Source organism: Shigella sp. FC1661 (genome assembly GCF_001712525.1).
Taxonomy (GTDB): domain Bacteria; phylum Pseudomonadota; class Gammaproteobacteria; order Enterobacterales; family Enterobacteriaceae; genus Escherichia; species Escherichia coli.
Genome location: NZ_MDGW01000107.1, coordinates 1 through 7,393, shown reverse-complemented (window position 1 = coordinate 7,393; position 7,393 = coordinate 1). Strand labels below are relative to the sequence as shown.

General features: G+C 52.7%; 6 protein-coding genes and 2 pseudogenes. 4 read left to right on the top strand and 4 right to left on the bottom strand.

Features of this window, described 5'->3' with window-relative positions; translation table 11 throughout:
• Positions 1-335 (top strand): annotated as a pseudogene (locus BFF42_RS07675) (IS1-like element IS1X2 family transposase); the annotation flags it as partial.
• A gap of 217 nt (positions 336-552) precedes the next feature.
• Complete coding sequence (gene dpaA, locus BFF42_RS07670; RefSeq protein WP_039058971.1) at positions 553-1,293, top strand: peptidoglycan meso-diaminopimelic acid protein amidase; 741 nt, start codon at positions 553-555, stop codon at positions 1,291-1,293.
• Here the strand turns inward: dpaA and BFF42_RS07665 are convergent.
• The gene (locus BFF42_RS07665) at positions 1,264-2,031 is read right to left on the bottom strand and encodes a class II glutamine amidotransferase (protein ID WP_000333380.1); all 768 of its coding nucleotides are present in this window, start codon (positions 2,029-2,031) and stop codon (positions 1,264-1,266) included. The genes dpaA and BFF42_RS07665 overlap by 30 nt on opposite strands.
• A gap of 205 nt (positions 2,032-2,236) precedes the next feature.
• Complete coding sequence (gene lpcA, locus BFF42_RS07660; protein ID WP_000284050.1) at positions 2,237-2,815, bottom strand: D-sedoheptulose 7-phosphate isomerase; 579 nt, start codon at positions 2,813-2,815, stop codon at positions 2,237-2,239.
• A gap of 239 nt (positions 2,816-3,054) precedes the next feature.
• Between lpcA and fadE the strand changes: the two genes are divergently transcribed.
• A complete protein-coding gene (gene fadE, locus BFF42_RS07655) occupies positions 3,055-5,499 on the top strand; it encodes an acyl-CoA dehydrogenase FadE (RefSeq protein ID WP_000973080.1) in 2,445 nt (814 codons plus the stop codon).
• A gap of 42 nt (positions 5,500-5,541) precedes the next feature.
• Here the strand turns inward: fadE and ivy are convergent, their stop codons facing one another.
• Positions 5,542-5,988 carry an Ivy family C-type lysozyme inhibitor gene (ivy, locus tag BFF42_RS07650; protein ID WP_001308392.1) on the bottom strand — a complete coding sequence of 149 codons (447 nt, stop codon included), beginning with the start codon at positions 5,986-5,988 and terminating at the stop codon, positions 5,542-5,544.
• Between the two features lie 180 nt (positions 5,989-6,168).
• On the opposite strand from ivy, the gene yafV reads away from it, so the two are divergent.
• Positions 6,169-6,939 carry a 2-oxoglutaramate amidase gene (gene yafV / locus BFF42_RS07645; protein ID WP_001118027.1) on the top strand — a complete coding sequence of 257 codons (771 nt, stop codon included), beginning with the start codon at positions 6,169-6,171 and terminating at the stop codon, positions 6,937-6,939.
• 119 nt (positions 6,940-7,058) lie between these two features.
• On the opposite strand, the pseudogene BFF42_RS07640 reads toward yafV, so the two are convergent.
• Positions 7,059-7,393 (bottom strand): annotated as a pseudogene (locus tag BFF42_RS07640) (IS1-like element IS1X2 family transposase); the annotation flags it as partial.

The following is a 7,393-nucleotide window of genomic DNA, read 5'->3' as shown; positions in this document are numbered from 1 at the left end:
GCTGGCTGTTTTACGCGTATGACAGGATACGGAGGACGGTTGTGGCGCACGTCTTCGGTGAACGCACTCTGGCCACACTGGAGCGTCTTCTGAGCCTGCTGTCGGCCTTTGAGGTCGTGGTATGGATGACGGATGGCTGGCCGCTGTATGAATCACGCCTGAAGGGAAAGCTGCACGTTATCAGCAAGCGTTACACTCAGCGCATTGAGCGACATAATCTGAATCTGAGACAACATCTGGCAAGGCTGGGACGGAAGTCACTGTCGTTCTCAAAATCGGTGGAGCTGCATGACAAGGTCATCGGGCATTATCTGAACATAAAACACTATCAGTAAGTTGGAGTCATTACCCATAATCTTAGGAAATAAATGATACATGCGCTTTTCGGACTATTGAAAACTGCCCCTGTGCTAAATTTGTAAACCCTGCGCCGACAGGCTTGCGTAAAACTCTTTTGGTGATAATGTGAGCCTTCCAAATCCAGACTATTCCGATTTGGGATCCATTTTGCCGTCCTGGCGTGTGTAACCGTTTTATCAAGGAATAAGCAGTATGCGTAAAATCGCATTAATTCTTGCGATGTTGTTGATCCCGTGCGTTTCGTTTGCCGATTTGCTGGGCAGCAGTAGCTCGACCACGCCAGTGAGCAAAGAGTATAAGCAGCAGTTGATGGGATCCCCTGTCTACATCCAGATCTTCAAGGAAGAACGTACGCTCGATCTCTACGTCAAAATGGGCGAGCAATATCAGCTGCTCGACAGTTATAAAATCTGTAAATATTCCGGCGGCTTAGGGCCAAAACAGCGTCAGGGCGATTTCAAAAGCCCGGAAGGGTTTTATAGCGTCCAGCGTAATCAGTTAAAACCAGACAGCCGTTACTACAAAGCGATTAATATTGGTTTCCCCAATGCCTATGACCGTGCGCATGGTTATGAAGGGAAATACCTGATGATCCACGGCGATTGTGTTTCCATCGGCTGCTACGCAATGACCAATCAGGGTATTGATGAGATCTTCCAGTTCGTTACTGGTGCGCTGGTGTTTGGTCAGCCGAGCGTGCAAGTGAGTATTTACCCGTTCCGCATGACCGACGCCAATATGAAGCGCCATAAATATTCCAACTTTAAGGACTTCTGGGAGCAACTGAAGCCGGGTTACGACTACTTTGAGCAAACCCGTAAGCCACCGACCGTTTCTGTGGTCAATGGTCGTTACGTGGTCAGCAAGCCGTTAAGCCACGAAGTTGTGCAGCCACAACTGGCATCAAACTACACGCTCCCCGAGGCAAAATAAGCGCCATTCGCCTGGCATAATCTTTTGCCAGGTTTCATTGCCCGTCAGCGGCTGTGTCGCAATCACCGTGACCACATCATTCGGTGTGGTCTGCGAGCTGAAGTCGATTTCTACATCCTGATCCAGCAGCGTTGCCACGCCAAACGGTGCGCGGCGGGTGATCCAGTGCAGATTCGTCGAGCAATACGCCATTACATAGCGCCCATCCGAAAGCAGCATGTTGAAAACGCCCTTCTGCCGCAGTTCGTCCGCCAGTGAAGCGATATATTTAAACACTGCTGCCATGTTGCCCGGCGTGCGCGGGTAACGCTGCGTTAATTTATGCAGCAGCCAGCAGAAGGCTTTTTCGCTGTCGGTTTCGCCTACCGGGCGGAAGTTGCCGGTTTCCAGTGATTTGTAGCCCGTCAGTTGTCCGTTATGGGCATAAGTCCAGTTACGCCCCCATAACTCGCGGGTAAATGGGTGAGTATTTTCCAACGCCACCTCGCCCCGATTAGCCTGGCGAATATGAGCCACCACCGAACAGGATTTTATCGGGTAGTCCTGGACAAGTTTGGCGATGGGGGAATTAAAGCTGGGTTGTGGATCTTTAAATGTGCGACAGCCTTTACCTTCGTAAAAGGTAATGCCCCAGCCATCTTTATGTGGCCCGGTTCCACCACCACGCTGTACAAGTCCGGTGAAACTAAAGCAGATATCGGTAGGGACGTTGGCGCTCATCCCGAGCAATTCGCACATGGGTAACCTCCACAACAGCGGGAGCGCATGGCCCCCGGCGAAGATTGATTTAAGAATTTTCAGGTCGGATGCGGCGTAAACGAATTATTCGGCCTACGGTTCGCGTACAGATTTGTAGGCATGATAAGACGCGTCAGCATCGCATCAGGCATCAGCGCACAAGTGCCGGATGCGGCGTAAACGCCTTATCCGGCCTACGCCAGACTTACTTAACCATCTCTTTTTCAATTAACTGGATCAGGATATGGATCACTTTAATGTGAATCTCCTGAATGCGGTCGGCATAACCAAAGTGCGGTACGCGAATTTCGATATCCGCCGTGCCAGCCATTTTGCCGCCGTCTTTACCGGTCAGGGTGATCACTTTCATCCCCTTCTCACGCGCCGCTGCGATCGCTTTGATCACGTTTGCAGAGTTACCGGAGGTGGAGATCCCCAGCAGTACATCGCCTTCGCGACCTACCGCTTCAACGTAGCGGGAGAAAATATCATTGAAACCGAAATCATTACCGACGCAGGAAATATGACTAACGTCAGAAATAGCAATCGCCGGGTAGCCCGGACGGTTTTCACGGTAGCGACCGGTCAACTCTTCGGCAAAGTGCATAGCGTCGCAATGGGAACCGCCGTTGCCGCAGGAAAGCACTTTGCCACCGGCTTTAAAGCTGTCTGCTAACAGGACCGCCGCGCGCTGAATGGCGTGAATATTGGCGTCATCTTTTAAAAAGTTAGCCAGCGTTTCCGCCGCTTCGTTCAGTTCGTTACGAATAAGATCCTGGTACATGAGGATATCCTTCAGCATAAATGTAATAGACAAAATGCAGTGTACCGGATACCGCCAAAAGCGAGAAGTACGGGCAGGTGCTATGACTAGGACTTTTTGACCTGAAGTGCGGATAAAAACAGCAACAATGTGAGCTTTGTTGTAATTATATTGTAAACACATTGCTAAATGTATTTACATCCACTACAACCATATCATCACAAGTGGTCAGACCTCCTACAAGTAAGGGGCTTTTCGTTATGATGATTTTGAGTATTCTCGCTACGGTTGTCCTGCTCGGCGCGTTGTTCTATCACCGCGTGAGCTTATTTATCAGCAGTCTGATTTTGCTCGCCTGGACAGCCGCCCTCGGCGTTGCTGGTCTGTGGTCGGCGTGGGTACTGGTGCCTCTGGCCATTATCCTCGTGCCATTTAACTTTGCGCCTATGCGTAAGTCGATGATTTCCGCGCCGGTATTTCGAGGTTTCCGTAAGGTGATGCCGCCGATGTCGCGCACTGAGAAAGAAGCGATTGATGCGGGCACCACCTGGTGGGAGGGCGACTTGTTCCAGGGCAAGCCGGACTGGAAAAAGCTGCATAACTATCCGCAGCCGCGCCTGACCGCCGAAGAGCAAGCGTTTCTCGACGGCCCGGTAGAAGAAGCCTGCCGGATGGCGAATGATTTCCAGATTACTCATGAGCTGGCGGATCTGCCGCCGGAGTTGTGGGCGTACCTTAAAGAGCATCGCTTCTTCGCGATGATTATCAAAAAAGAGTACGGCGGACTGGAGTTCTCAGCTTATGCCCAGTCTCGCGTGCTGCAAAAACTCTCCGGCGTGAGCGGGATCCTGGCGATTACCGTCGGCGTGCCGAACTCATTAGGCCCGGGCGAGCTGCTGCAACATTACGGCACTGACGAGCAGAAAGATCACTATCTGCCGCGTCTGGCGCGTGGTCAGGAGATCCCTTGCTTTGCACTGACAAGCCCGGAAGCGGGTTCCGATGCGGGCGCGATTCCGGACACCGGGATTGTCTGCATGGGCGAATGGCAGGGCCAGCAGGTGCTGGGGATGCGTCTGACCTGGAACAAACGCTATATTACGCTGGCACCGATTGCGACTGTGCTTGGGCTGGCGTTTAAACTCTCCGACCCGGAAAAGCTGCTGGGTGGCGCAGAAGATTTAGGTATTACCTGTGCGCTGATCCCGACCACCACGCCGGGCGTGGAAATTGGTCGTCGCCACTTCCCGCTGAACGTACCGTTCCAGAACGGACCGACGCGCGGTAAAGATGTCTTCGTACCGATCGATTACATCATCGGTGGGCCGAAAATGGCCGGGCAAGGCTGGCGGATGCTGGTGGAGTGCCTCTCGGTAGGCCGCGGCATCACCCTGCCTTCCAACTCAACCGGCGGCGTGAAATCGGTAGCGCTGGCAACGGGCGCGTATGCTCACATTCGCCGTCAGTTCAAAATCTCTATCGGTAAGATGGAAGGGATTGAAGAGCCGCTGGCGCGTATTGCCGGTAATGCCTACGTGATGGATGCTGCGGCATCGCTGATTACCTACGGCATTATGCTCGGCGAAAAACCTGCCGTGCTGTCGGCTATCGTTAAGTATCACTGTACCCACCGCGGGCAGCAGTCGATTATTGATGCGATGGATATCACTGGTGGCAAAGGCATTATGCTCGGGCAAAGCAACTTCCTGGCGCGTGCTTACCAGGGCGCACCGATTGCCATCACCGTTGAAGGGGCTAACATTCTGACCCGCAGCATGATGATCTTCGGACAAGGAGCGATTCGTTGCCATCCGTACGTGCTGGAAGAGATGGAAGCGGCGAAGAACAATGACGTCAACGCGTTCGATAAACTGTTGTTCAAACATATCGGTCACGTCGGTAGCAACAAAGTTCGCAGCTTCTGGCTGGGCCTGACGCGCGGTTTAACCAGCAGCACGCCAACCGGCGATGCCACTAAACGCTACTATCAGCACCTGAACCGCCTGAGCGCCAACCTCGCCCTGCTTTCTGATGTCTCGATGGCAGTGCTGGGCGGCAGCCTGAAACGTCGCGAGCGCATCTCGGCCCGTCTGGGGGATATTTTAAGCCAGCTCTACCTCGCCTCTGCCGTGCTGAAGCGTTATGACGACGAAGGCCGTAATGAAGCCGACCTGCCGCTGGTGCACTGGGGCGTACAAGATGCGCTGTATCAGGCTGAACAGGCGATGGATGATTTACTGCAAAACTTCCCGAACCGCGTGGTTGCCGGGCTGCTGAATGTGGTGATCTTCCCGACCGGACGTCATTATCTGGCACCTTCTGACAAGCTGGATCATAAAGTGGCGAAGATTTTACAAGTGCCGAACGCCACCCGTTCCCGCATTGGTCGCGGTCAGTACCTGATGCCGAGCGAGCATAATCCGGTTGGCTTGCTGGAAGAGGCGCTGGTGGATGTGATTGCCGCCGACCCAATTCATCAGCGGATCTGTAAAGAGCTGGGTAAAAACCTGCCGTTTACCCGTCTGGATGAACTGGCGCACAACGCGCTGGCGAAGGGGCTGATTGATAAAGATGAAGCCGCTATTCTGGTGAAAGCTGAAGAAAGCCGTCTGCGCAGTATTAACGTTGATGACTTTGATCCGGAAGAGCTGGCGACGAAGCCGGTAAAGTTGCCGGAGAAAGTGCGGAAAGTTGAAGCCGCGTAATTGAATAACGGAGCCGAAAGGCTCCGTTTCTTTATCCGCTAATTATTTAAAATTAAAGCCATCCGGATGGTTTTCCAGGCTGCCGGTCAACGCCGCGAACAGCACCGTTTTACCATCAATCGAAAGCGCATCGTTCACATTCAGCCAGGTGAGTTTCTCTTGCGACGTTTTCTCATCAATAGTCGAGAACAGCCCCGTCATCTGATTAGATTTCTCGGACCACATCACAGCGATACGTTGCGAGCCACAGTCATGCGGTTTGCACGCGCTCATCACCTGATACGTCTCATCTCCCAACGTTACGGTTTGTGCGGGAGTATAAGTACCGCCTTTCATCACCCAGGCAGGCAGCTTATGCCCTTGTACCATCTGATTAAATGCAGCTTTGGTGGTTTCGCCCTTTGCAAGGCTGCTAATGGTTAAATCATCCTGCGCCATTGCACTGGTGGCGATGACCAGAGCGGCGACTGTCGTTATTGCCTTAAACATCATTCCTCCCGAGCTTATCCTGCCCATGTTATTAACCTTCTAAAGCCTAGCGATAACACGATAATTTGCAAATCAGATATTTCCAATATCAGCATTTGTTATCAATTTATTCTGCGCTAAGGCAACTGCCTGATAAGGTGTTAAAGTTATAAAACCCTTCGCATAAAGGAGTTGTACACCGTGCCTGGTTTGAAGATTACGCTTTTGCAGCAACCACTGGTGTGGATGGATGGCCCTGCCAACCTGCGTCATTTTGATCGTCAACTGGAAGGTATTACCGGGCGCGATGTGATCGTTCTACCGGAGATGTTTACCAGCGGCTTTGCCATGGAAGCGGCAGCTTCGTCGCTAGCACAAGATGACGTAGTGAACTGGATGACAGCTAAGGCGCAGCAGTGCAATGCGCTGATTGCAGGCAGTGTTGCATTACAAACGGAGTCTGGTTCGGTTAACCGCTTTTTGCTGGTTGAGCCGGGCGGCACGGTACATTTTTATGATAAGCGTCATCTGTTCCGCATGGCAGATGAGCATCTACATTATAAAGCGGGCAATGCGCGAGTGATTGTGGAATGGCGCGGCTGGCGTATTTTGCCGTTGGTGTGCTACGACTTACGTTTTCCGGTGTGGTCGCGCAATCTCAACGATTATGACCTCGCCATCTACGTTGCCAACTGGCCTGCTCCGCGCTCTCTGCACTGGCAGGCATTGCTGACGGCCCGCGCGATTGAGAATCAGGCGTATGTGGCGGGATGCAATCGCGTCGGCAGCGATGGCAACGGCTGCCATTATCGCGGTGACAGCCGGGTGATTAATCCACAAGGCGAGATTATCGCTACTGCCGACGCGCATCAGGCAACGCGCATTGATGCGGAGCTGTCGATGATGGCATTGCGGGAATATAGAGAAAAGTTTCCGGCATGGCAGGATGCGGATGAGTTTAGGTTGCGGTGAGTGGGGGTTGTGTTTAAGGCTGGGGGAGAGTCGGGGTAAGACTACGAAAGCCCGCTCTCCGCAAGGACTGACGCCAGATAGTTTCTGTCCATAGCTGCTTTTCGGGTAATGACTCCAACTTACTGATAGTGTTTTATGTTCAGATAATGCCCGATGACCTTGTCATGCAGCTCCACCGATTTTGAGAACGACAGTGACTTCCGTCCCAGCCTTGCCAGATGTTGTCTCAGATTCAGATTATGTCGCTCAATGCGCTGAGTGTAACGCTTGCTGATAACGTGCAGCTTTCCCTTCAGGCGTGATTCATACAGCGGCCAGCCATCCGTCATCCATACCACGACCTCAAAGGCCGACAGCAGGCTCAGAAGACGCTCCAGTGTGGCCAGAGTGCGTTCACCGAAGACGTGCGCCACAACCGTCCTCCGTATCCTGTCATACGCGTAAAACAGCCAGC